This is a genomic window from Flavobacterium sp. HJJ (genome assembly GCF_015351475.1).
Classification (GTDB): Bacteria; Bacteroidota; Bacteroidia; order Flavobacteriales; family Flavobacteriaceae; genus Flavobacterium; species Flavobacterium marginilacus.
Map to the genome: position 1 here is coordinate 78,699 of NZ_JADKPR010000018.1, position 24,255 is coordinate 102,953.

The 24,255-nt window shown below is 32.3% G+C and carries 26 protein-coding genes and 1 pseudogene; 15 read left to right on the plus strand and 12 right to left on the minus strand.

Features of this window, described 5'->3' with window-relative positions; translation table 11 throughout:
• Window positions 1-305 precede the first annotated feature (305 nt).
• Window positions 306-779, plus strand: coding sequence for a hypothetical protein (locus tag IRZ80_RS14600; protein ID WP_194642313.1), 474 nt, complete (start codon window positions 306-308; stop codon window positions 777-779).
• A gap of 11 nt (window positions 780-790) precedes the next feature.
• Here the strand turns inward: IRZ80_RS14600 and IRZ80_RS14605 are convergent, their stop codons facing one another.
• Window positions 791-1,012 carry a helix-turn-helix domain-containing protein gene (locus IRZ80_RS14605; RefSeq protein WP_194642314.1) on the minus strand — a complete coding sequence of 74 codons (222 nt, stop codon included), beginning with the start codon at window positions 1,010-1,012 and terminating at the stop codon, window positions 791-793.
• Window positions 1,013-1,117: 105 nt separating this feature from the next.
• Here IRZ80_RS14605 and IRZ80_RS14610 point away from each other — a divergent pair, with 105 nt between their 5' ends.
• Window positions 1,118-1,489 carry a hypothetical protein gene (locus tag IRZ80_RS14610; protein ID WP_194642315.1) on the plus strand — a complete coding sequence of 124 codons (372 nt, stop codon included), beginning with the start codon at window positions 1,118-1,120 and terminating at the stop codon, window positions 1,487-1,489.
• Window positions 1,490-1,671: 182 nt separating this feature from the next.
• A complete protein-coding gene (locus IRZ80_RS14615; protein WP_194642316.1) occupies window positions 1,672-1,827 on the plus strand; it encodes a hypothetical protein in 156 nt (51 codons plus the stop codon).
• Window positions 1,828-1,951: 124 nt separating this feature from the next.
• Here the strand turns inward: IRZ80_RS14615 and IRZ80_RS14620 are convergent, their stop codons facing one another.
• The 9 genes and pseudogenes from IRZ80_RS14620 to IRZ80_RS14660 all read right to left on the minus strand — a co-directional run bounded on the left by IRZ80_RS14620 (window position 1,952) and on the right by IRZ80_RS14660 (window position 10,934).
• On the minus strand, window positions 1,952-2,293 hold the full coding sequence (locus IRZ80_RS14620; protein ID WP_194642317.1) for a hypothetical protein: 342 nt from the start codon (window positions 2,291-2,293) through the stop codon (window positions 1,952-1,954).
• A gap of 49 nt (window positions 2,294-2,342) precedes the next feature.
• On the minus strand, window positions 2,343-2,606 hold the full coding sequence (locus IRZ80_RS14625; RefSeq protein WP_194642318.1) for a hypothetical protein: 264 nt from the start codon (window positions 2,604-2,606) through the stop codon (window positions 2,343-2,345).
• Between the two features lie 52 nt (window positions 2,607-2,658).
• Complete coding sequence (locus tag IRZ80_RS14630) at window positions 2,659-3,108, minus strand: hypothetical protein (protein WP_194642319.1); 450 nt, start codon at window positions 3,106-3,108, stop codon at window positions 2,659-2,661.
• Between the two features lie 283 nt (window positions 3,109-3,391).
• Complete coding sequence (locus tag IRZ80_RS14635) at window positions 3,392-4,039, minus strand: hypothetical protein (RefSeq protein ID WP_194642320.1); 648 nt, start codon at window positions 4,037-4,039, stop codon at window positions 3,392-3,394.
• Between the two features lie 102 nt (window positions 4,040-4,141).
• A complete protein-coding gene (locus IRZ80_RS14640; RefSeq protein WP_194642321.1) occupies window positions 4,142-7,168 on the minus strand; it encodes a histidine kinase in 3,027 nt (1,008 codons plus the stop codon).
• Window positions 7,146-7,901 (minus strand): LytR/AlgR family response regulator transcription factor, encoded by a 756-nt coding sequence (locus IRZ80_RS14645; protein ID WP_194642322.1) that lies wholly within the window; start codon window positions 7,899-7,901, stop codon window positions 7,146-7,148. The genes IRZ80_RS14640 and IRZ80_RS14645 overlap by 23 nt, the downstream gene beginning before the upstream one ends.
• Window positions 7,902-7,983: 82 nt before the next feature.
• Window positions 7,984-9,903, minus strand: coding sequence for a recombinase family protein (locus IRZ80_RS14650; protein ID WP_194642323.1), 1,920 nt, complete (start codon window positions 9,901-9,903; stop codon window positions 7,984-7,986).
• A 45-nt stretch (window positions 9,904-9,948) separates the two neighbouring features.
• A pseudogene (locus tag IRZ80_RS14655) lies at window positions 9,949-10,266 on the minus strand (tRNA-dihydrouridine synthase); the annotation flags it as partial.
• 161 nt (window positions 10,267-10,427) lie between these two features.
• A complete protein-coding gene (locus tag IRZ80_RS14660; RefSeq protein WP_194642324.1) occupies window positions 10,428-10,934 on the minus strand; it encodes a GNAT family N-acetyltransferase in 507 nt (168 codons plus the stop codon).
• Between the two features lie 148 nt (window positions 10,935-11,082).
• Here IRZ80_RS14660 and menD point away from each other — a divergent pair, with 148 nt between their 5' ends.
• From menD to IRZ80_RS14685, 5 genes are all read left to right on the plus strand, one after another.
• Window positions 11,083-12,744, plus strand: a complete 1,662-nt coding sequence (menD, locus tag IRZ80_RS14665) for a 2-succinyl-5-enolpyruvyl-6-hydroxy-3-cyclohexene-1-carboxylic-acid synthase (RefSeq protein WP_194642325.1) — start codon at window positions 11,083-11,085, stop codon at window positions 12,742-12,744.
• A 7-nt stretch (window positions 12,745-12,751) separates the two neighbouring features.
• Window positions 12,752-13,225 carry a hypothetical protein gene (locus tag IRZ80_RS14670; protein WP_194642326.1) on the plus strand — a complete coding sequence of 158 codons (474 nt, stop codon included), beginning with the start codon at window positions 12,752-12,754 and terminating at the stop codon, window positions 13,223-13,225.
• Window positions 13,226-13,516: 291 nt separating this feature from the next.
• A complete protein-coding gene (locus tag IRZ80_RS14675) occupies window positions 13,517-13,858 on the plus strand; it encodes a DUF2853 family protein (protein ID WP_194642327.1) in 342 nt (113 codons plus the stop codon).
• A gap of 248 nt (window positions 13,859-14,106) precedes the next feature.
• On the plus strand, window positions 14,107-15,714 hold the full coding sequence (locus IRZ80_RS14680; protein ID WP_194642328.1) for a family 43 glycosylhydrolase: 1,608 nt from the start codon (window positions 14,107-14,109) through the stop codon (window positions 15,712-15,714).
• A gap of 115 nt (window positions 15,715-15,829) precedes the next feature.
• Window positions 15,830-16,684, plus strand: coding sequence for a S1 RNA-binding domain-containing protein (locus IRZ80_RS14685; RefSeq protein ID WP_194642329.1), 855 nt, complete (start codon window positions 15,830-15,832; stop codon window positions 16,682-16,684).
• A 703-nt stretch (window positions 16,685-17,387) separates the two neighbouring features.
• On the opposite strand, the gene IRZ80_RS14690 is transcribed toward IRZ80_RS14685, so the two are convergent.
• Together IRZ80_RS14690 and IRZ80_RS14695 are read right to left on the minus strand one after the other, a co-directional pair.
• On the minus strand, window positions 17,388-18,242 hold the full coding sequence (locus IRZ80_RS14690) for a DUF3943 domain-containing protein (RefSeq protein ID WP_194642330.1): 855 nt from the start codon (window positions 18,240-18,242) through the stop codon (window positions 17,388-17,390).
• Between the two features lie 195 nt (window positions 18,243-18,437).
• A complete protein-coding gene (locus IRZ80_RS14695; RefSeq protein WP_194642331.1) occupies window positions 18,438-18,791 on the minus strand; it encodes a winged helix-turn-helix transcriptional regulator in 354 nt (117 codons plus the stop codon).
• 97 nt (window positions 18,792-18,888) lie between these two features.
• Here IRZ80_RS14695 and IRZ80_RS21150 point away from each other — a divergent pair, with 97 nt between their 5' ends.
• The 7 genes from IRZ80_RS21150 (at window position 18,889) to IRZ80_RS14725 (ending at window position 24,202) form a co-directional block, all read left to right on the plus strand.
• Window positions 18,889-19,020 (plus strand): hypothetical protein, encoded by a 132-nt coding sequence (locus IRZ80_RS21150; RefSeq protein WP_255549689.1) that lies wholly within the window; start codon window positions 18,889-18,891, stop codon window positions 19,018-19,020.
• A gap of 26 nt (window positions 19,021-19,046) precedes the next feature.
• Window positions 19,047-19,400: a dihydrofolate reductase gene (locus IRZ80_RS14700; RefSeq protein WP_317174771.1), complete on the plus strand. Its 354-nt coding sequence runs from the start codon at window positions 19,047-19,049 to the stop codon at window positions 19,398-19,400.
• Window positions 19,401-19,563: 163 nt separating this feature from the next.
• The gene (locus IRZ80_RS14705; protein ID WP_194642332.1) at window positions 19,564-20,175 is read left to right on the plus strand and encodes a TetR family transcriptional regulator; all 612 of its coding nucleotides are present in this window, start codon (window positions 19,564-19,566) and stop codon (window positions 20,173-20,175) included.
• Window positions 20,176-20,232: 57 nt separating this feature from the next.
• On the plus strand, window positions 20,233-21,471 hold the full coding sequence (locus tag IRZ80_RS14710) for a TolC family protein (RefSeq protein ID WP_194642333.1): 1,239 nt from the start codon (window positions 20,233-20,235) through the stop codon (window positions 21,469-21,471).
• A 116-nt stretch (window positions 21,472-21,587) separates the two neighbouring features.
• On the plus strand, window positions 21,588-22,484 hold the full coding sequence (locus IRZ80_RS14715) for an HlyD family secretion protein (RefSeq protein ID WP_194642334.1): 897 nt from the start codon (window positions 21,588-21,590) through the stop codon (window positions 22,482-22,484).
• Window positions 22,485-22,538: 54 nt separating this feature from the next.
• Complete coding sequence (locus IRZ80_RS14720; protein ID WP_194642335.1) at window positions 22,539-23,468, plus strand: ABC transporter ATP-binding protein; 930 nt, start codon at window positions 22,539-22,541, stop codon at window positions 23,466-23,468.
• Complete coding sequence (locus IRZ80_RS14725) at window positions 23,465-24,202, plus strand: ABC transporter ATP-binding protein (protein WP_194642336.1); 738 nt, start codon at window positions 23,465-23,467, stop codon at window positions 24,200-24,202. The genes IRZ80_RS14720 and IRZ80_RS14725 overlap by 4 nt, the downstream gene beginning before the upstream one ends.
• Window positions 24,203-24,255: the final 53 nt, after the last annotated feature.

A 24,255-nucleotide genomic window follows, 5' to 3' on the forward strand; every position in this document is an offset into this window, starting at 1 on the left:
AAAATACAGTTAGTCACCAATCCATGGGTTTAATTGGCTTGAAACGATTTAGAGAAGAATCCCTTTTTTCTCCAGAGAATCCATGACTCCACTTTTGAATTTGAATTTCAAAAATGTACACATACGATGAGGTGTTTAAACATACATTACTTTTTAAATCCCTATTTTTAAATATTATTGTTTTTCCGAATTTTCCAAAATCACGGCATAGAATCCAAAATCGCCAAAATTTTTTTTTGGATTTTTTTGAGCAAAAAAAATCGACTTATTATGTTCTCTTAAGATATTTATAATTAAAAAGAAATATGGAACAAAATGATTTAATTACGATACCCCCAAGTGTAATAGACCAACTTAAAAAAAACGTAAACAAGTATATTTTAAAAGACAAAAAGCCAGAAGGCTTTGAAGAAGCGTTGAGGTATATAGCCCTTGAAAAAGCCACAAAATCACAATTAGCAAAGCTTAATTCATTTTCAAATAATCATTCTTTATCTAATGATGAAGACAAAGAGAAAATTGAGATATTGGATAAAATGATAGTGTTTGCAAAGAATTGGACAAAACATGAAAATACAAAAAAGGAGTTTTCTAATAAAATAAGAGCAAATACAGACCATCCATCTGGAGCATCCACGAAAAAACAATCTGGAAGAGAAGTTGACAGGCTTTCTCCAAGTCTTTCATCAGTAAAGCCATATACAACAGCACAGATTAATGATTCTGCTCTGATAAGTGAATGTTATCGAATTATTGATATTATGAAAAAAATAAATTAAAATATTGAATATTACAGATTCAACTCTGAAAGTAATTCCGACATTTTAATATCTAGTGCATTACAGATTTTTAAAAAGATTTTAATTGAAAAATTCTGTTTTCCTTTTAAAATCCGTCTAATACTTGTTTCATCGATATCACATGCATCGGCAAACTCCAAATTAGTTTTGAACTTTGCTTTGGCTCTTACGTTTATCTTCTGACCTAGCTTTATTAAAAATTCTTCTGACATTATCCAAAAGTCGAATAATGCCTTTTTAAATCATCGGCATATTTGCCGAATTAAATATTTAATATTAAATTTGTCTAAATTTCAACCATACTAAAAACACAAAAAATGAATAATCCATTAAAAATTATCGTAAGAGGTTCCGTTCTTGTATTTGCACTTCTTTGCTTTGGGGGTTACATGTATAGTCTTCATATTGACAATGAATACAGGAAAGACCATCCAAAAACAAAAAGCCTAGAGGAACTGAAAGCATGGGCGCAGACAGCAATCGTTCAAGACTATTGCGAAAGATATTCTTATGTAAAAACCATTAATAATGAAACAAGCCAACAACGAGAACTAAGTCGTGTCAATAACAGCAGATATTTATATGTACCGCAATTGGTTCGAAATGTCATTGAGGATAACGATTTACCTGACAGTTACGCTGACGAATTATTTCACTACGTTGACAATGAAATAGACAAATGCCAATAATCTAATCATTGCAAATAAAGGAGTCTGACTATAGGCTCCTTTATTTTTTAAAAGGAAATCAAATCTTCTTCTGTCTGATAATGGACGTTCATCAGATAACATAACTAGAGATTCGACTGAACAGCTAACAGTTCCTTTATCAATTGGAAGTATTCAAATGCAAGTAGGAAGTTCAAGTTCTTATGATAAAAAAAAACAGAACATTAGGAAATTGCAGTTACGGAACATATATGTTTGAGCATAATGAAAAGTTCGGGAATGCGCTAATTTTTAATAACATTACTGCTGTACAAGGTGATTTCCATTCAGGTAAACCCGACAGAGGTTGGGAATACTAGTATATATCATATTTTATTCTTTGAATTTGAAGGGAAAAATTAGAGGTTGCAAAAAAAAGCTACTTATTTCTAAGTAGCTTTTTATATGAATTTGAACCCTAAATTTTAGAATTGCTTTGTAATATCAATTGCGTTTAAATTCACCTTTTATAACGTGACCTGTTACAAATTCATTTTCTGGGTATAAGTGTGCAACGTATAAGTTTGGTAAATTATTTTTGATACGTTCCTTTAAATCATTAGGTAATAGTTCATAAATTGGTGTATTAACTGTTTCACTTGTATAATACACTTCAACATCAAAATCGGTTGATTGTGTTGATTGTGCCTTTGTTTTATATATTGTTGCAATTGCACCAGTATTTTCTTTTTTTGAATTGTTGTATATATTAACTAGATATTGTGTATTCTCTGTTTGCAATTTTATTGTTGCTTCGATAAATTCCTGATTTGATAATTTGGACATTTGTTATTTTGTTTAATTGTTATAGTTTAGTTTGTAATCGTGTTAAAAATTAATTTGCTAGTAAACTTTTTAAATCAGATAACATTTCGTGTAATTGCTCAATTGATAATTTAGGTGTATTGGTACCTTGAACTGGGGAAAAACTCTCAAAACTCTGTGTTTTATCTAAAATATAATCTAATTCTTCTTCACTTAAATCACTTCCAAAAATTAAATCAATAGAAGATTCATTTGAATGGTCTGCATTTTTTACAAAATAAGTTAAGCTTTCTATCCCTTTTTCAATTGCAATTTTTTGTTCTTTTTCGGTCATAATATTTAATAGCTTTTATAATATTCACTTAATCTTTTTTTTTACTGTAACGTTAAAATGATTGATATTCAATCCATTCTCCATTCTTAAAAACCTCGGCTCTAATCCAATTTTCCTTTTTAATGGGGTCAAAACTTCCAAACCATTCTTTTGGATTACCACCAATCTCAATTCCAGTCAGTTCCATTCGTTTTGCTTGCTCCAAATTCATTTTGGCTAAATGCTTAATTTTTCCCCAATGTATAAAACCGACTGGTTTTACTTGAATTCTAGCACAGCCAAATCTTTCTAATTGTTCTTTGAATGTCATTAATCTTAGATTTCCAAATTGGTCAGACACCATTTTTGTAGCTGTAGCTTCCCATTGTGGATGTGTTGAAACCCAAACACAAGCCTTTTCTTTAGGAGCATAAACACTTTCAGTTGCAAGTTTAATTAAACCACTATCAATAATTTCAGAAAGTCTAAATTCAGGCGTATAATGGTAATAATTCATTGTCATATTAATAATTTTAATGTTATTTAAATCAAAAATAAAGCAATGTAATTATGAAAAAAATAAGAATTAGTTATCGTACTGTTTCCTTGATTTAACGTTCAAATCTCTAAAGGCTCGCAAATTTGTTGTTTTTAAATTTTTATAAAAAATAGCAAAACAAAAAAGAGCATTACTTATTTAAGTAACACTCTTTTATTATATCTACCCGTGTAAATTTGGCAATTTATCGCAATTATATAAGAAATAAAAAAGCCATACAAACCGATTCATGTCTAAAATAAATTACTTATTGTATTTCAACATTAACAAATTCTCCTTTGGAAATATTTACATATTTAGGAATTGATGAATCAAAACAACCAAAATACTCATAAGTATTTTTGCTTGAATTTGCTACTAAATTATAGTAAGCGTTGTGTAAATTAGTGAGATAAAACTCTCCGCTTATTCTTTTTTCAGAAACAGATGTAATCTTAATTTGACCAGTTGTACTGTTATCTTTCTCAATACTTAGATAACCACAAATGCCTGTAAAGGTATTTGGCACATCATTTTTTAAAGAAAAAACTCCTGAAGTATTAATTTGAGAAAGATTATAAACTTGACCTACTTTCAATGACTCAGTTGCAATAAATGACAAATAAAATCGAGCTGAAACATGAGCTTTTTCATCAGAATCAACCCCTTTTCTATCTACAACTGCTGTCATAGAGTATTCTGTTGTTCCATTCTTTTGCAAACTACTTTCCCAATAATTTAGTATGTCATATTCACCTTGATAATCATTAAATCCATCTAAAGTAAATTTTACTTTTAAATCTGGATTTGAATCGTCTGGAATTGAATCATCTGGATTATCATTACTACAATTAGTAAAGGATGCGACTACTAAGACTACAAGACAAAAGCCTCTCAAAAATCTAAAATTTTTCATTTATTACTGTTTTTAATTAATACCAATCAAAAATATAGTAAATGAATTCTTTAAAAACAGTGAATTAGTTTCCGTAAAGATTTAATAATTAACCGCTAAAAATTAGCCAATTTGAAGTTTCAAAACTACTGTAGTCCCTTTATTTGGATTTGAGAAAATAGTTATTGGATTCTCATTATCCACTTGAAACAAGGCAATACGTTCTTTAGCTAAAGCTATTCCTTTTGAAGTATGTAGCTTATTTATATTTACCGAAACCATACCTTTTCCGTTATCGATAATCTCACAAAAAAGATAATTATCACGCTGTCTAAAAGATAGTACTAATTTTGGATTTGTGGAATGTGAATCAAAAGCATGAACAAATACATTTTCAATAAATGGTTGAATCAGCATTGGAGGAATTTCGGTTTCAAATAAATCCAGTTCTTCATCAATGATTAGCTCAAAAGCAATTTGGTTTTGAAAACGCATATTTTCAAGTCTAACATACGTTTGCAAATATTGAATTTCATCAGCCAAATTAATTCGTAGTTTTGAGGAATTGTCCAATGTTTGTCTAATAAGTTTAGAAAATTCTCCCATGTACATTAGTGCATCATCGATGTTATTATCAATAATATAGTTCTGGATGGAATTCATTGCATTAAAGATAAAATGAGGGTTCATTTGGCTTTGCAATGCTTCCATTTTGGTTTCAGCTAAACGTTTTTGAACCTCATATTTTGCTCTTTCTTGTTTTTTAACAAAACGAATTCGATTAACATAAATGAGATAAGCACAAATTAACATAAAAATAAAATTACCTAACAAAAACCACCAAGTTTTCCAGAAAGGAGGAGTTATTATAATGTTTAAAATGTCATTTGATGATACTACTCCAGAAAACAAATCTTTCGTCTCCAATCTTATTTCATACCTTCCATTGGGCAAGTAGGTAAGGTTAATGCTTTTGTCTTTTGTCCATTTACTCCAATTTGAATTTGACAATCCTATTACTCTGTAGCGATATTCCAATTTGTTGGGATATTGAGCATTTTGAGGTTCGAAACCTATTGATATTGTATTTTTATTATATGGAAGTACTATATCGTCTGAATCATAACCCAACCATTTAAAACGATTCTCGTTAATGGCTTCAAAATCGACTTCCATTCCAGTAATTTTAATGTTTCGGACTGTGCTTCGTGTAGAAATATAGTTTTTAAAATCAAACTCAAAATAACCGTTTTGCGTTCCCATTGTTAAAATAGTTCCTTTGATATAAGAAGAAGTAAAAGCCTTCGTAGTTAATCCTTGTTCATCATCAATCAAACGAACTTTATCATTTTTATAAATGTTCAATCCCATTTCTGTTCCGATAAACAGATAGTCTTTGTAACATTCCAAGAATGAAATTGAATTTCCATTTAATAATTTTCGGTCAATTTTCTTAATTATTTTAAATCCTTTTGAAACATCAATAATAAAAATGTCACCAAAAGAATTTGCAATAACTAATTCTTTTTTATCATTAACTGTAACCCGTGCCAGTTCTTTCTCATTCCAAATTTTACTTAAACTATAAGAGTAAAATTTACCATTCTGGTAAGTATAGAGTCCGTTTGAAGAGGATACAATATAATTTCTACTGTATATGGGCAAAATATCAAATGCATCTCTTGGTATATTTTCGTTAATTAAATTATATTCTTTGGCTTTGATATTATTTCTAAAATTATCTACTGTAGAAAACTTACCGTAGGCAACTTGAAAAATTATTTTATTTGGATTTGGGAAGCCGAAAGCACTAACAGAATATGGATAATATTCTTTAATTATCCCGTCACTATTCACTCCAAATAAACCAATAGTTGAGTTTACCCAAGCAATCGAATTAACAACCTTAAAACCTCTTAATTCAAAAGCATCTAATTTCGTTTTAGAAAAGACATCAAAGTATCCATACTGTTCCAATTTTGGATTTGTTCTAAAACTGTAACGAGCAAAATCATAGAATTTTTCATTTGATACTTCACTCTTGATTTTATTTTCTTTCAGGAAAAGCAGTCCTGCTTTATGCAAAATTAAATTTTGATTTTGAAAGTTTGTGATAGATACAATATCTAATTTGTCCTTATTATAAAACGATGCAGGATAATATTTAATTTGCTGTTTTAAATCGATTTTAAACAACCCTTTATTCATAGTACCTACGTAAAGAATATCTGTCTGGTAATCGTAGTACAAACTCCAAACTTCCGTGCTGTCAACTCCAAAAACATCATTGAGATTGATAATTTTATTGTTGTTTATTTTACAGATTCCACCTGTAGCAAAATTAATTCCATTACCTGCAACATAAGTTACACCTCGCTTATCAGTAGCAAAGTTCCAGAAAACACTACTCCCGAAATGGATATTAGTATCTATATTCGCTAAATAATCTTTTGTACTAATTCTACTTATAGCTTGATTAATATTATCACTATGACAAATAAATAGGCTGTCATTGGTCTTATGAATTGAAAATATGTCGGGTTGTTTATGATTTATCAACGTTATGCTTTTTGTTGCTAAATCTACTCGCCAAAAACCATCATTAAAAGTCCCAAAATAAATTTTAGAATTTATCTCAACAAAATCCATGACTTGAAACAGCTTTCTGCAACCTATAATTTTCTTGCTCAGAATGATTTTATGGGTTTTAATATCCAGAACAGAAATCCCAAATTCAGTTCCTATGTAAAGAAGATTTTTATAAATAAATAACCGTCTTATTTTATCATGAATCAGTCCGCTCTTTTGATTTATGACTTCAAACTTTTTACCATTATAAAAGGTAATACCTCCTCCATGACTACCAAACCACATATTATGATTACTATCTTCTACAATCGCCCAACAATTATTATGAGCTAGTCCGTCTGAAGTATAATAATTCTTTACTTCTCCGTTTTGGATAGCCGATAATCCATTTGCTGTTCCGACCCAAAGAATACCTCGACTGTCTTTGAATATTGAATATACGCTATTATTTGGCAGTCCATCAATTGTAGAAAAATTGGTTGACGGAAATTGTTGTGAAAATACTATCTCTATAAAAAAAAGTAGTGTAAATAAAAGCTTATTTCTTCTGGATGATAGCATTGATAAAGTTTTCTTTTTGTCTAACGGAAACGGGAAGTGTTTCTCCATTTGCCAATTCTACCTGTAATTCATTGGCTTTACTGAAACGATTAACATAGTTTAGATTTACTAAATACGATTTATGAATTCTTTGAAAAATGGAACTCGGCAGTAGTTCTTCAATATATTTTAAAGTTTTAGACAAGATAATATTTCTGCCGTCTAAGCAAACAATTTTACAGTAGTTACTATCAGCTTCACAATACAAGATTGCATTCGTTTTAAGCAACTCAAATCCGTTTTCCGTTGGTAATGCTATCCTATTAAACTCCGAGCCACCAGTATCAATATTCTCTAAAAGCAATCTTAATTTTTCTTCTTGGGATGCTCTATTTTGTTTTTTATCATATTTTTTTATCGTCTCCAACAAATCAATATAATTGATTGGTTTTAGCAAATAATCCAATGCACTACATTTTATTGCATCAATAGCAAACTCTGAATGTGCTGTAGTGAAAATCACTTCAAACTGAACTTTATTCAACTCTTTAAAAAGTTGAAAGCCATTTTTGTTAGGCATCTGAACATCAAGAAAAACTAATTCTGGATTGAATTTTTCTATAGACACAATTGCTTCATCGACACTTTCGCATTTGTCAAGAATTAGAAATTTATCAGGAAAATAACGAGTCAAAAGTTTTTCTAAAAACTCTCTAGCATTGTATTCATCATCAACAATAATAGTTTTAATCATTTGATAAATGTAGAAATATTTTAGTTAACTCAAAAGATTGAATTAGTAAAGGTATTAAAATCATAGGTAATCGTAGATGTGCTTATTTGTCGGTCACTGGATAAGTATCTTCAATTAGTACTTGATTCTTTGCTGGTACTTGATGAATTATCTGTTTAGGTTTGTCAAACATTGATATACCATTTTCGAGTGTGCCATGATACATTTCAATTTGTTCATCATACTTTTCGACAATACTGTTGTACTCGTTTAATATATCTTCCGTTGGTATTAATAGAATATTATCTTTATAAACTGGGTCGTTGCTCATATTAACAATTAAGCCATATTCCATTTTACGATTTGATAGTATTTTTGGGTCACGGTATGCCGATACATTGATAATTGTTTTAATAGTTCGTATTAATATACTGCCATTTAATCTATAATAAATGGTTATAAGAGTTTGTTTCTTATTGATTGTGTTAACTATTATCTTATCAATATACTGTTTAAATATGGCTGTTAGTTCGTGTCTGTTTGTTTTTGCTTGTTCAATCATATTAGAACTAAATTCAACTACATTAAAATTATTAATCAGTTTCTTTTTATCCAGTATGTTTTTCTTTAGTGTTTCAATTCTTGCTTCAATCAATTCACGTGCTGATGATAGCGTTTGTTCTTTTATTTGGAATTGTTGAAGTATAAAATTATTTGTTGATGCCGTAGTTATGTTTATAAGGTTTTTGATTTCATTTTCATTGTTTGATAGTGATGCTTTTTCAAGAATTAATTGTTGCTCTAATAATTCTAAATCCTGATTTGCTTGATTTAGTATGTTATTTGGTGAATCAAGATACTTAAGCATTTCAGTGCTGTTAATTAATTGATTATAGATAATACTTTCAACTAATGAAATGTTCAGACTCTTATTTCCACAACTAGTTAAATTTGCTTTTGTACTATAACATTTATACGCTTTCATGTCCTTAATTTTCGTCCCGTATGTTGCAACATACTTGCGACCACAACAACCGCAATACATTAAATCTTTAAGCAAAAATTCATAAGTTGTGATGATGTTCTTTGTGTTTTTATTGAGTCTTATATCTGTACATTCATCAAATAAATCTTCATCGATTATTGCTGGACAAGTAAATGTGATACCTTTAAATGTACGCTTACCTTTGTAGGTTTCGTTCATTAGTATTTGTCTAACAACTTGTTCATCCCATTGTGTGTTTTGATTTTTGTAACCACGTTGAATGATTTGTTCGCTTGCATTAACTTCATCAAATAAGGTATTATCATTCAATTTTGAATGTTCCTTCTTTGCTTTTTTAATTAGGTTGTTTAGTTCTGCTGTATTGCTTCGGGTTGGTGTGCCTTGTTGATTCAGCATCTTTGCAATAACTTGTGTACCTTGATTATTCTTGTATAGTTCAAAGATTTGTTTGACAATGAGTGATTCAGTTGAATCAATTACAAACTTTTTATTTATATCACTTGTGTAACCGTAGGCTTGATTGTTTCCAGATACTTTACCTTCTTGTGTTACTTTTTGCATTTTACCACGTGTCATACGTAGTTTCATCTGCTTTGCTTCAATATCAGCAAACTCAATTGCTATTGATAACATAATTGATACAAGATTGTTTTCAGTTCCATCGGGATGGAATGTAAACATTTGTTGTGAGTTTATGTATAAGTTTAGTTTGATTCTACTAAACTTGAGTAGTAGTTCTTTTGCAATTGCAGGTTTGCGTGAAAGCCTAGAGATTTCAGAAATGTAACAACATCTATAGTAAGTTGGGTCTTTTTCTAGTTGTTTTAGCAGGCGGTCTAGTTCGGGGCGGTCATTTGTTTCTTTGTACCCGCTAATCTTTTCAGCGTATGTATCAATATTGTCTTCATCATAGCCGTGTTGTTTGATTATTTTTGTAAGCTCGGTAATTTGTGATTGATAATCTTGGTTTTCACCTTGATTGCTTGAAACACGTGCATATATACAAACTCTTTCCATATTATTTGATAATTCGATAGAGTAAAATTAGTCCGTATTTATTGCAATTCCAAATTTAGTAACCATTGGATAAGGACAGCCTAAATTCCAATTTAACTCTTTGTACCCTAATTCTCGAACATATTTTGCTACAAATACAAATTCCTCAGCATCATTGGTAATAACCTGTGGAATCACTTCTAGAGTATTGTTGTTTTCGATCAGTAAATCACGTTCGTAAGATGATTTTATAACTAGTTTTCCGTTCAATCGGATGTAAGGAGAATAGAAAGTGTCTATTCCTCCGAAATATTTATTTTGAGCATTTCTAAAACGAAAATCGGTAAATCCTTGTAAAGGTGAAGAAAGCAGTGTAAAACTCATAGTATTTATAAAAGTGCAAAGGTACTTTAAAGTCATAAAGACGAAAGTCATAAAGTCATAAAGTTTTAAAAAGATTGTCTATAATTAATCTATGTGTCGTAAATCAAAATGATTTCATTTTTTTAGTAGTTACGAGACTTTTGACTTTATGACATTAAACTTTATGACTTATTTTCCAATATCAGCTGCATAAATACAGAATCAAGCCAACGATCGAATTTATAACCTGATTCTTTGATAATTCCAACCGTTTTGAAGCCAAATTTTCCGTGGAAATCAACACTGCTTTGGTTTTCGGCATCAATTACGGCAATCATTGTATGGAGTTTTTGATTTTTGGCCAGCTGGATTAACTCAGCCAATAAAATTTTTCCAATTCCTTTTCCTTGATAATCATTGTCAACATACACGGAATGCTCTACCGTAAATTTATAGGCTTCCCGAAATCTAAATTCGCCATACATTCCGAAACCAGCCACTTTACCGTCTATTTCTGCTACAATTACGGGAAAATGTTTATTGATTTTATCTTCCAATATAGACTTTTGCTGTTCGTAAGTCCGAATGCTATAATCGTATAAGGCAGTTGAATTTAGAATATTATAATTGATTATATCTAATATTGCTTCTGTGTCTTGGATTTGGTAAGGTCTTAATCTGATTTCCATTTTTAATTATTTGTAGTCCAAAATTATGAAAATATAACTAAAATCAGCAGAAATGCTTTGGCAACTTTGTAACTTTGCAAAACAGCTTTTAGGAGTTCGTTTGGCACAAAATTCGCCAAATCTTTTCAAAACTATTTAAACCTTTTAAATGATTTATCCCAAAATACAATTAGCACAAAGCCTACTTCAAATTTTTTTATCCAAAGAAATCACCAACATTATCATATCTCCAGGTTCCAGAAACGCACCTCTCACGATAGGTTTTGCCAGTAATCCCGCGTTTCAGTGTTACAGCATCGCCGATGAGCGTGCTGCCGCCTTTTTTGCTCTGGGAATTGCCCAGCAGACGCGCAAGCCTACAGTTGTGGTTTGTACATCGGGTTCGGCATTGCTGAACTATTATCCAGCTTTTGCGGAAGCGTTCTACAGCGAAATTCCGCTTATTGTGATTTCGGCAGACAGACCGCAGAGCAAGATCGATATTGGCGACGGGCAAACCATTCGTCAGGAAAACGTATTTGCAAACCATTCGCTGTACAATGCTAATTTACTGGAAGACGCTTCAGAAGAAAACGACATAAAAATAAATGAAGCGATTAATACTGCAATTGACAAAAAAGGACCGGTTCATATTAACGCTCCATTCGAAGAACCTTTGTACGAAACTGTTTCCGAGTTAAGTGTTAATAGTAAAGTTTTCGCTTCCGCAAATGAACCGCAGACTGTTGATTTGCAAGATTTAAAACAATACGCTGACATTTGGAACAAAACTTCCCGCAAATTGGTTTTGATAGGTGTTAACGAACCTAATTCAATTTCTGAAACAACGATTGAAGCTTTGGCTCAAAAGGAATCGGTGGCGGTGATGACCGAGAATACTTCGAATGTGCACCACGAAAGTTTTATTACTAGCATAGATACAATCATTACACCTTTTACAGCTGAAGATTTTGAGGCATTTCGTCCAGAAATTTTAATCACTTTTGGCGGGATGGTTGTCTCCAAACGTATTAAGGCTTTCCTGCGAAAATACCAGCCAAAACACCATTGGCACATTGATACATTAAGAGCGTACGATACTTTTGGCTGTCTGACAAAACATTTCAAATTGGATCCCAATACTTTTTTTAATGCCTTTTTGCCATTGACATCAAAAGTGGAGAGTGATTATTTTTCCCGATTGGATACGCTTAGAAAATTCCGTAAAGAAAAACATGATAATTATTTGTCCAAAATCCCTTTTACAGATTTCAAGGTTTTTGAGAAAGTAATTGAGAGTCTTCCTAAAAACAGCCAGCTGCAGATAAGTAACAGCTCCGCTATCCGCTATGCACAGTTGATTCCGATAGATTCATCGATTGAAGTATTCTGCAATAGAGGAACTAGCGGTATCGACGGCAGTACTTCAACAGCGATTGGAGCTGCGGTTGGAAATGGTAAACTAACTGTTTTTATAACTGGCGATATTGGTTTTTTATATGACAGCAATGCACTTTGGAACAATTATATTCCGAAAGACTTCAAAATTATTCTGATTAATAATGGTGGAGGAGGGATTTTTAGGATTTTGCCGGGTCATTCGGAAACTCCTGTTTTTAATACTTTTTTTGAAACATTCCATAATCTGACTGCAGAGCATTTGGCAAAGATGTATGGTCTGGATTATATGACAGCTGTAGATGAAACTAGTTTGAAAAACGGATTGGAATCATTGTATCTGCAAAATAATAATCCCATAATTTTGGAAGTTTTTACACCAACATTGGAAAATGATGCTGTATTGTTGCAGTATTTTAAGGAGTTAACATAAAAAAAAAATGGTGTTTTTCTTTATTCTAGTTGGCGTATATTTATCAAAAGACAAATTTTATCCATTATTATTTCAAAATAATGATATTGTAAAGATAGACGCAGTCAGAAGCACCCAGGCGACAGCGTATTATGGAAATGCGGCGGCAAATGGTGTTATCGCAATTACTACAAATGGGAATGCTGGTAATAAGCCTAAAAAAGAAACTTTTCATTCTATTAAGAAAGAATTGGAAGGATTTTATACAGCACGTATTTTTTATGTACCCAATCCGGAAAAACCGAATTTAGAACTGGATGATAAAGCGGCTGTAAGAAACACAATTTATTGGAATCCGTATGTGCATCCTGATAAAACAGGCAATGCTGTTTTAAATTATTTTAACAGCGGTGTCGAAACGAAAGTAAAAGTCGCTTTAGAGGGAATTACAGGTACTGGAATTCCAGTTGTAAAAAAGATTTATTATACAATTAAGAAATAATTTTTTTAAAAGTATTTTCTGTAATTTTTTATGATTTTTTGTGAGTTTAGAAATTTTTAGTTTCAATATTTAAGAATGATATTTTTTTGATATCCTTTTTTTAGAGTTAATACAATTTGTAGTAATTAGATTTAAATATTACGCAGGAACAATCTTATGGATAAAATTGTTTTCAAATTCAATAAATAATAATTTTATGAAAAAATAATGAATAAAAATCGCACACATAAATAATAAATCACTAAATTTGAGTTAGTTATAAAAAAGGTTAACCAACTTAATTTTATTGTTATGAGCGCAAAAGATGTATTAATTATTAAGTACGCAGCAGACTTAAAAGAAAAATGCGGGATTAATCCAGATATGGATTTATTAACTAAAGTTACAATAGGCTGCGGTCCGTCTATATATAATCCTGATTCATCTGTTATTGCTGGAACACAGCAATCAGAAATAGTCACTGTAAAGAAAAATTTTTTGATTAAAAAACTAGGCTTACCTGATACTCCAGCCCTTAAAGCAGGAATTGATGCTGTATTAAAGCAATATGGAGAGTCTAATAAAAATAAATATCGTGCAGTTGTTTACTATTTGTTAACTCTTCATTTTGGAAGGGAAAGTGCTTACAGTTAGAGTTTTGATTATTATTTGAAAAGCGTCTCATTGAGGCGTTTTTTTTTTTGCAGTAAATTAAGGGAAATTGTGGCTAAACCGAAATGTCAAATAGCTGATAGTGTCATTTCAGTTTATAAAATTTAGTCAATTGTTAAGCGGCTGAACCGATTAAAATTGATTAAAAAAGTTATTCGGGACAGTACAGGATGATTTTGTAAAAACATTGGATTTATTTTAGCATTGAAAAGAAAATCAAAATAATCATTATGAATCAATCGGATACATTGAAACAGGAAATGAAGAATATATTTTTAATAATATTTTTTCTGGGTTTACCCTTAATGGCAGATGCACAATTAAAAAACATAAAAAATGATGTGTTTTGGGATACTCAAAAAGGAACGCCAATCTACAGTCAAGGAGGAGGAATCTTTCGTTTTCCCGACCCAAAAACAGGCGAAAAAAAATATTATTGGTACGGAGTTCAATACCAAGAAGCCGATATTTACCGAAAAAATCCTTCGGTTACATTAAAAAATGCCACATTTGAGTCGGTTACCTGTTATAGTTCTACTGATCTTGTGAATTGGAATGCTGAGGGAGATGTTTTGACAAAGGCAGTAACAAATCCTGAAGGAAAGGGAACTTGGGTAGGACGTCTTGGAGTTACATTTATTAAGGAAATGAATAAGTACGCTATGTTTGTACAGCATGGTTCAGAAGTACTTATTGCTTTGGCTGATTCTCCAACGGGCAATTTTACTTGGCATCAAAAAATCAATATGCAGCCTTTAATTGGAACCACAAATACAGGTGACCAAACCGTATTTACTGATGATGACGGTAAATCATATCTTATTTATTCGTATGGAAAGGGACGCAATAAAATTTATGTTTCTGAAATTGGAGTTGTCGACGGAAAAATTAATCTTTTAGACTGCAGCAAAGTTTTTGAAGGAGAAAGCCGAGAAGGAAATTGTATGTTCAAATACAAAAATAAGTATTATATGGCTGCTTCTAATATTTATGGCTGGGATTCTTCGTTTGCTTATTATTTGGTTTCAGATAACATTCGTGGGCCTTATACACCGGCAAATGATATGCAGATCATGAAAGGATCTGCAGCAGATTATGCTCATGTTACACAAACTGGCTTTTTTTACACTATAAAAGGGAAAAAAGAAGAAACGGTTTTGTATTGTGGTGACCGCTGGGCCGATTTTGCTGGAAATGGCCTTGGATATAATCAATGGTTTCCATTATCGTTTGATGGTGCTGTGCCGTATTTCAATTCATTGAGCTCATGGAATCTTGACGAAAAAACGGGTGAATGGACAGTAGCAAAAGATAATAATTTTGTAATGAATGGCAGTTTTGAAGCCGATCGGAATAAAATACCAAGTAATTTTAAACCAGTTCAAGAACAGCTTTTAGGATGGAATACAGAAATCATTAAAGGAAACAAAATAAGTACAACCGAGGCAAGTTCACCAACTTTAAATTATTTTAATACTGAACAGGACAGAAAAGAAGTAACAGGTGAAAAAAGTCTGCAGATAAGTGATAATATAGATTTTAGCAGAAAAATTAAGCAGATTATTTCTTCGTCTCCTTATGTTGCTTTAAAAGATGGTTTGTATACTTTGACTGCTAGAGTAAAAAACTCAAATGGTTTTGATGAATTGATGATGTATGCAGTAAGTAATAAAAAAACATTTAATGTCAAAATTACCAAAGAAAATAACGTTTGGGAAACCTTCTCTATTTCAAATGTTGCCATAAAAAATGGAAGTATCGAAATCGGGTTTTTGGCTTCTGCCAAAGCAGATTCCTTTTGTATGATTGATGATATTACATTGGTTAAAAACAAATAAAATTTTTCTAAAGGAGATTTTGCATCAGGAAATCTCCTTACATTTCTTCGTTTAAACTTTGTATCTTTGCATTTTATAAAACAGTCCGTCAAAAACGGCGTAGAATCTCAAGATAATGATTGAAATAGGAAAATACAATACACTTACCATATTACGTGATACCAAGGTTGGTCTGTTTTTAGGGAACCCAGAAAAAGACCCGGAAGGAAAACACGATATACTTTTGCCAAATAAATATGTACCCAATGAATTTGAAATAGGAGAAGAACTTATTGTTTTTGCCTATCTGGATCATGAACAGCGTCCAGTCGCTACCACTTTGGAACCTTATATTTTTCTGAATGAGTTTGCTCTTTTAAGAGTGAATTATATCAACCAGATTGGGGCTTTTATGGATTGGGGAATGGAGAAAGATATTTTGGTTCCGTTCAAAGAGCAGGCCCGTCCTATGGAAAAAGGAAAACGTTATCTGGTGTATTTGTTTTTGGATGAAAAAACAAACCGTTTGGTAGCCTCAAGCAAGTTAAACCAGTTTTTAAAGAACGATCATCTGACTGTTGAAAAAGGTGAAGAGGTTGATCTAATTGTTTCGCATATTACAGAATTGGGAATCAATGTTATTATCAACGAAAAACACAAAGGTCTGCTGTATAAAGATGAGGTTTATGATGATTCGATACTTACAGGTGACCGTATGCGCGGGTATATAAAAAATATCAGACCTGATAATAAGATTGATGTAGCTTTACAGATTCAAGGCTATCAAAGCATAGAACCTAATGCAGAAAAAATTCTGGATGAATTGAGAGCCAGCAGAGGTTTTTTGCGCTTAACTGACAATTCGCATCCCGAAGATATTAAAACGGTGCTAAAAATGAGTAAAAAGACCTTTAAAAAGGCAATTGGGGCTTTATACAAAGAAAAACTTATCGAAATAAAGGAAGACGGAATTTATCTGGTAAAGGAATAAAAAAAGAAAGACTAGTTATTTTAGCTAGTCTTTCTCTTTTTACTTTTATTTATACCTTATAGGTTTAATTAAAAGTAAAACTCTTTTGTACATTTTCAAAAGTATGTTTAACCGCGTTTAATACTATGGGTATATGCGTACCAGTATTTACTGTTCGTAAATCACTTTATTAAATGGATTGCCTGTAAATTAAAGGGTGCTGTTTTAATCATCAAAGACCAAATTTCACATTAAAACCATTGGTTTATTTATACATTTAAAGTTACATTCTGTGTTTTTTTCTATACCGAAAATTAGTAGAATTGTAAATCTTTTACTGAACCCCTAGGTGTTACTTTTTTATCAGTTATAATTTTTTAACAGAGGCTTTATTTACCAGCTTATATTTTAAAATGGTTTTTTGAAAAATTATATAATTTAAAACCATAAAAATAAAAGCGGCAATAATTTTAAATTCACTCAAAAAAATTATTTTTAATGGTTAATAAATTAGTGAACAATCGATGCTAATCTGAATTAATAACTAACGGTAGTTTTGTTTAAAGTATTGATTAGCACTGAATAAAAGTAATAATTATTTTTTATCACCAATGTTAAAATCTGATTTTTTTTTTGCTGTTTGCTGGTTAAATTTTGTTTTAGATTTTAATGACAGAAACGATTTAATAAAAATATTTTCAGTGTATTAAAAGTTCTTAATTAATTAAAACTGCATGCTGAAGTTTAGTCCCCAAATAGCTTTATTACCTCCTCTATCAAAACCTATCGGAGCTACATTCAGCTGTGTTTTTAGTTTTTCCTGATAACCTAAACCATCCAGTATGGTATTAAACGGATCCATCAAAACCAGAGAAGTGTATCCTAAAAATTTTGATTTTAAAACTCGGTGATCGTTTTTCAGAATACTTTTTTTTGCATAAAAGAAACCTTCACCTACTATAGATCCTAGTACTGGAGTTATGATAAGGTCTTGTTTGGAAGGGATTTCGGCAAAAGCTTCGATTCCGTATTCCCAGAAGCAGGTAGACATAAATGCTGAATACAGAAAGGATTCACAAATAGTAAAACCGCTGCTTCTTGCAGTCATATAGTATACAGCTCCGGAATAGGGATGAGTTATGTAGTTAAGAACCCAGTCATCTTCATCCCAAACTGGTCCTGCTTTTACATTTTCTTTCCATTTCCATAAAATCCCTTTTTCTTTAATTTCTTCTTTGTCCCAATTACTGGCGCTTTCCGGCATAGCCCATAGTATTCCAAAAGCAATGACAGCAGTTCCTGCATACATTCCAGTTGTTATCCCTAATCGTTTATAATCTTTGTGGTCTGGCGGATAAGTACTTCCGTTTTTTAGCATTGCAGTACTGTCTCCCAGCGTAAGCATATCATAATTGTATGTTTTTCCTATTTGAGCATCTGAATAGGCGATGGAATTTGGAGTAATGAATTTAGGCAGCTGATTTTGAGTTATCTGTAGTTCTTTAGCTCCCTGGGCAAAAATAATATTTTGTGAAAGTAAAAGTAAAATGGTGGATAAAGCGGTTTTGAATGGATTCATTTTCTGAATTAAATGCTGATTGAAAGAAAACCAATTTTGATGGGATTCAAAATAAATATTTTATAAATGTTGAATCAGAACTATTCCAGATTGAAATTAGGATAATTTTAACACGGCGCAAATATAATTAATTAATTGAAATTTTAACAGTTTAATCTCAATTCGCAAATTGTAAATAGTGTTGCAAGAAAAAGCTTATTCTCCTTTGATTTTTTTTCTGTGTTTAGTACCGAATTCCAATAAGGCATTGATAACTGGCTGCGTTTCATGAGCATGTTTAGTTACAGCGTATGAAACTGTAACTGGCTTGGTATCATTTACTGTTCGGATCACGAGCTTATTTTGTTCCAGTTGCTGCAATTCTTTTGATAATACTTTTGGAGTGATTCCCACAACAGTTTCCTGCAAATCTTTAAATCTCATTGTTTTGTTGGAAAGTAGATTTTGTATAATGCAAAATTTCCATTTGCCACTCAATAACTCTATTGCATCTCTTAACGCTAAAGATTTTTGTTTGTGTTGTTCCATATCATCTTTCTCTGTGCCCATGCCTTGCATTTTAATTAATACTTTCCTAAAGGTAACGGATATCAAAAGTAAAGTAAATATCTAATAATTTTGTAACTTAATAATAAAAAAAACAAAAATGATGAAAGTAATATTGATTGCAAATATTTCGGCTAATGGACAAGTTTTGTTAGCAGGAAACCCTGCTCACGAGGCACCACAAGATGCATTGGGCTTTTTTGTTCAGGAAGCAAATACAAAAGAAACCTAATTATTGGCAGAAAAACATTCGATGTTATACAGCAATTTCCAGGAGGTTTAAAGGCTTTCTTTCCTAATGTGGAAGTAGTAATTTTATCTCAATCCGATCTTTCAATAGAAGGGGTTACTGTGATAAGCAGTTCTGAAAAGGCTGTTAAATTTCTTTCAGATAAAGGATATGAAGAAATCATTGTTGGTGGCGGGACCAATATCTATAATGAATTTTTAGAAAATGATTTAGTGACTGATATCTATTTCAATTACATCCCTGTAATTGTTGGAGATGGTGGTATAATAGGTGTTGGTGCTGATTTGAACACAAAATTTAAAATTGTTGCACACAAATTGCTGACGGATTCCATTGCTCAATTGCATTTAGCTAAACCATAAGATTTTTTAAGTTATTATTGGTAATGCTGTAATGTCTCAGCACAAATATTAACCTTGTTTAAAGAAATTTGAGCAAGGTTTTTTTATTTTTAATCATTTGATTAAAATTTTTGTTTAAATTATTTTTTTTCTTAATTTTAGAATGAAATTTAAGATGAAATTCATGTCTCATAAAATTAAAACAGATTCACAATCTGCTGAAGAAAAAATAAAAGAAGCGGCTCGAAAGGTCTTTATGCAGAAAGGATTTTCAGGAACCCGTACTAGGGATATTGCCGAAGAAGCGGGTATTAATCTGGCATTGCTGAATTACTATTTTCGAAGCAAACAGAAACTTTTTGACGAAATAATGAAGGAAAAATTTCAAAAACTGTTTGGTGTTGTGGTACCAATTTTAAATAATACTGCCACTTCGCTTGAAACAAAAATCGAATTGGTTGTTTGCGGTTATATTGAAGTACTTTCCGAAAGTCCTGATTTACCCATTTTTGTGCTGAACGAAATCAGAAAGCAAAATACAGGTATGGTTAAGGATATCCCGTTTGATAATGTCATTTCGAAATCTTCATTTATGAATCAGCTAAAGGAAAGAAGAAGCGACATTAATCCCGTTCATTTTCTGATAACTATTTTAGGAATGACAATTTTCCCATTTGTTGCCAAGCCGATGATGTTATTTTCGGGTTTGACGAATGAAGAATCATTTGCTTTGCTAATGAAAGAACGGAAAGAATTAATTCCGATATGGGTAAAAGCAATTTTAGAATCTAAATAAATGGTGCAAAATGATATTTTGTACCGTTACATTAATAAACCAAACAAAGGATGTAAAATGAAAAAAACGGTTCTCACACTTTTGCTTTTTTTTCCAATTTCGTGCCTGTATTCCCAATTAAAAATAGAATCGTGTCAGGAAAAAGCGAAGGCAAATTATCCACTTATCAAGGAATACGACCTTATTTCAAAATCACTTGATTATACTCTTTCAAATGCTAATAAAGCCTGGCTTCCTCAATTTAGCGTAACAGCTATTGGAGGTTATCTTATCAAAGGGTTGCCTGAGGCACCAGGAACTAATAGAGAAGATTATATTGTTGCAGGAATTGCCCAAATCACTCAGAATATTTATGACGGTGGCGCTACAAAAGCTCAAAAAAATATAGCCAAAGCAAGTGCGGAAGTGGACAAAGCAACTACAGAAGTAGCTTTTAACAGCATCAGGGAACGGGTAAATCAATTGTACTTTGGAATTTTAGTTGTTGACGAACAATTAAATCAACTGAATATCCTAAATGATAATCTAAATCGCGGACTGAAAAATGCAAAACTTTCCAAAGACAACGGACTAGGATATCAGTCGGATGTGGACGAAGTCAAAGCTGAAATTTTATCGCTGGAGCAAAAGAAAATTGAATTCACATTTACCCGAAAAGGATATGTCGAAATGCTTTCGTATATGATTGGAGAACCGCTCAAAGAAGATGTTCAACTCGAAAAACCTTTAACTGTTGAGAATTACGCTTCATTAACCAATAACAGATCTGAACTGAGTTTATATGCCAATCAAATAAAACTGACTGAAGCTTCATCTGCTATGGACAAAGTTTCGCTTATGCCTAAAGTAGGTTTGCTCGGCGCAGGCATCCTGATAACTCCAGGAATGAATCTGGGGACTTCTAATGTTTCATCGCTGGCTGTTGCCGGATTGAGTATGTCGTGGGACACGCACGGGCTTTACAAATCATCGAACAACAGGGAATTGGAGAAAATCAAAAAGGATCGAATCAATAATCAGCAGAATACCTTTTTGTTTACCAACAATCTTCAATTACAACAGGCCTCAACCGAAATTGAAAAACAGAAAGCCATCCTTGCCAAAGATGACGAAATAGTGCTGCTGAAAGAAAAAATCACAAAAGCCTATCAGCTGAAAAAGGATAACGATATGTCCCCAATGAATGATTTGATTACCGCCATGAACAAGGAAAGCGAGGCACGAAGCAATAAAGCTTTACATAACGTTCAATTGCTTATGAGCTTGTACAATTATAAAACCATAAAAGGGAATTGATAATAATTGTGAATTGTAAATTATAAATTGTGAATTTAAAACGATTAATCAATTCTGCCTTTAAACGATTAAACTTTTAAACAATTCAACCTTTAAACGATTAAACATATATAGAGATGAACTATAAAACACTACCATTCGCAGTCCTGACTTTCTTCTTGTTTTCGTGCAAGGATACAAAAAATGAAAATGATGCTTCAGGAACTTTTGAAGCCACAGAAGTAATTGTTTCTGCGGAAGCCAACGGTCAGATTCTGGCTCTCAATATAAACGAGGGCGATTTATTAAAAGAAAACCAGCAAGTGGGAACCATAGACAGCACTCAATTGCATTTGAACAAAGTACAGCTGTCACAAAATAAAAAAGCAATTCTGTCAGGAAGACCCGATGTTACTGCCCAGATTGCTTCTTTGCAGGAAGAACTCAAAAACGCAGTCAGCGATAAAAAACGTATTGCCAATTTAGTAGCCGGTGATGTAGCTTCCAAAAAACAACTGGATGATGCCAACACCCGAATTGCTGTTATACAATCAAAAATTGACGCACAAAAAAGCAGTCTGAACACCACAACTTCATCACTTAATGAACAAGGAAGTACGGTTAATGCTCAAATGGCGCAGATTAATGACCAATTAAAAAAATGTAGCATCATTAATCCGATAAACGGAACGGTATTGGTTAAATATTCCAACGCTTTTGAGATGACAATGATAGGAAAACCTCTTTATAAAATTGCCGATGTAAAAAATATGATATTGCGAGCATATATCACTTCTAGTCAGCTTTCGCAAATTAAAATAGGTCAAAAGGTAAAAGTATTCGTTGATTTTGGTAAAGAAGAAAGCAAGGAATATGCCGGAACAATCAGCTGGATATCTGACAAATCCGAATTCACTCCCAAAACCATTCAGACAAAAGATGAAAGAGCTAACTCGGTTTATGCAGTAAAAATTGCTGTTCCTAATGATGGTTATCTAAAAATTGGAATGTACGGTGAAATTAAAATTAAGTAAGTCGAATTTTAAACTTAAAAACTTAGTAGCTCAGAACCTTAGAACCTTTAAAAAATGAACGTTGTTTCTGTAAAACATATTACTAAAAGCTATGCCAAACACAAAGCCTTGGATGATATTTCATTTGAGGTAGGTGAGGGCGAAATATTTGGCATAATAGGACCAGATGGAGCTGGAAAAACAACCTTGTTCCGTATTCTGACCACACTTTTATTACCCGATAGCGGTGAAGTTTCAGTTGTTGATTTAGATATTATAAAGGATTTCAGGGAAATCCGTAACCACGTTGGTTATATGCCTGGAAGATTTTCTCTATACCAGGATTTAACCGTTGAAGAGAATCTTACTTTTTTTGCAACGGTTTTTAATACCACAATTGAAGAAAATTACCATCTGATAAAAGAGATTTACGAACAGATAGAACCTTTTAAAGACAGACGCGCCGGTGCTTTGTCAGGTGGAATGAAGCAAAAACTGGCATTGAGCTGTGCTTTGATTCACAAACCATCGGTTTTATTTCTGGACGAACCTACGACAGGTGTCGATCCCGTTTCCCGAAAAGAATTTTGGGACATGCTCAAAAGACTGCAAAAGCAAGGCATCGCAATTTTGGTTTCCACACCGTATATGGATGAAGCCACATTGTGCGACAGAATTGCACTTATGACGGATGGAAAAATTTTAAAAATTGATTCTCCTGCCAATATTATCAAGCAATTTGATAACATTTTGTGGGCGGTTCAAAGTACTGATATGCACAGCCTTTTGAATGATGTAAGGTCTAATAAAAATGTCCTGAGCTGTTTTGCCTTTGGAGAAAATCTTCACGTTACCATTGCAAATGAAAACTATACTATGGATGAATTGGCACAGTTCTTAACTGAAAAGGGGCATAAAGAAATTCATATCGAATCTATTACAGCCACCATAGAAGATTTCTTTATGGACTTAGGAAACGATATTATGAAAACTGCTGAAGTATGAAAGTAATTGAAGTAAATAATCTGGTGAAACGATTTGGTGCATTTACTGCTGTCAATAAAATTTCCTTAGAAGTTGAACAGGGCGAAATATTCGGTTTCCTCGGAGCCAATGGCGCAGGCAAAACTACCGCTATGCGAATGCTGTGTGGATTAAGCATACCAACTGAAGGCAGTGGAGTAGTAGCAGGTTTTGATGTCAAAAAACAGCCTGAAATGATTAAGAAAAACATTGGTTATATGAGCCAGAAGTTTTCTTTGTACAATGACCTGAAAGTTTGGGAAAACATCCGCCTGTTTGCTGGTATTTATGGTATGGATGGAAAAAGTATCGCACACAAAACGGATACATTACTTCAAACTTTAAACTTTGAAAGCGAACGCAATACATTAGTAAAAGATCTGCCATTGGGCTGGAAACAGAAATTAGCCTTTTCGGTATCAATTTTTCATAATCCTAAAATCGTATTTCTGGATGAACCAACAGGAGGCGTTGATCCTTTTACAAGACGACATTTCTGGGAACTTATTTATAAGGCTGCTGCCGATGGTATTACCGTTTTTGTTACGACTCATTATATGGACGAGGCCGAATATTGTGACAGGGTTTCTATTATGGTAGATGGAAAAATTGAAGCTTTGGATACACCCAAAAACCTCAAAAAACAGTTTGAAGCAGTAAGCATGGATGAAGTTTTTCAGAAATTGGCACGTAAGGCAACACGAAAAGGAGATTAACAGATGTTGAAATGTAGAGACGTTGCACTGCAACGTCTCTACATTCAATAAAG